The organism is Streptomyces sp. NPDC058051, from assembly GCF_042885475.1.
Taxonomy (GTDB): Bacteria; Actinomycetota; Actinomycetes; order Streptomycetales; family Streptomycetaceae; genus Streptomyces.
Genome location: NZ_JBHVRW010000096.1, coordinates 1 through 1,112 on the forward strand (window position 1 = coordinate 1; position 1,112 = coordinate 1,112).

Genomic DNA, 1,112 nt, shown 5'->3' on the forward strand with positions numbered 1-1,112 from the left:
ACCCTGCTCGCACGGAACAACCTGGCTGGTGCGTACGAATCAGCGGGTGATCTTGGACGGGCCATCCCCTTGTACGAGCAGACACTGACCGACAGGATCCGTGTCTTGGGCGAGGAGCACCCGGCCACCCTGACGTCACGGAACAACCTGGTTCACGTACAGAGCAATGCAGCGGGAAAGGGGACTGGTTCATCGACTGACTGAAGGCGTCTCTGTCTATGACTGGCTTGGAAGGAGACGAACCTTCATTGGCTGTTCGACCAACTGCCGACGGAGGACGTGGTTCTCGACTGTCAACAGATGCAAAGCGCCTACCAGGGCCTCAATGTCGGCTTTGAGCTGAGCGATCTCCTCCGTGTCGGCCGCCCGGAGCTCTTTCAGCCGGCGGACCTGTGCGCGCAGGCGTCGTTCGCTGTCTGGGGTGCCGCCGCGGGCGCGGACCTTGTCGTAGAAGTCGTTCTTCAGGTCGGTGTGCCGCTGGGTGAGAGCGTTGCGCGGGACGCCTGCCTCGATGGAAGAACGTCACGCTCGTCGGCCTGCGGCAGGACCGCATGCTCAACGAGGCGTTTGCCACCGGTGATCCCCTCAAGCTGATGCGGCTTTTCGGGATCACCGCGCAGACCGCCATGTGCTAGGTCGGCGCCGCCTGCCCGGAGCGCACCGCGAAACTGCCCAGGTAGCGGGCCCGCTCCGAGCCCGATGCCAGCTGAAAGCCCGTGGCGGTGTCGCAGTGGGTCCGGCATCATCCCCATGTGATTGTGATGCAACCCGTTCTGGAGATCTCCGCCGCCGCCGACTTCGCGCTCTGGCCGGTTGGTGAGCACGAGTCGTATGGCTACCTCGTGCTGAACGGGGGGCTGACTCCGGCGGAGGTCGGCACGGCGGTTATGCAGATCGCCGACTGCAACGACTTCGAGTCGGAGGAGGAGCACGGGCCGTGCCCGACCGACCCGCTCGGCACATTCCTGCACGGGCTGCTCACCATGCCTGATCTGTTCGCCGCCGGAGGGTTCCGGGTGACCGAAAATGCCACCGACGCGGTCTTCGTCGAGCCGGGCTGCTGCAACGGCCTGGAGACCTGGCGGGACTGGCTGGAGGTGCTCGACGGCACC

The 1,112-nt window shown here is 65.1% G+C and carries 1 protein-coding gene and 1 pseudogene; both read left to right on the top strand.

All coding sequences use genetic code 11. The annotated features are described in order from the left end of the window. A partial coding sequence (locus ACFVUT_RS37770) for a tetratricopeptide repeat protein (RefSeq protein ID WP_389671194.1) occupies window positions 1-204 on the top strand: 204 nt, incomplete at its 5' end. A gap of 557 nt (window positions 205-761) precedes the next feature. Next, window positions 762-1,112 (top strand): annotated as a pseudogene (locus ACFVUT_RS37775) (hypothetical protein); the annotation flags it as partial.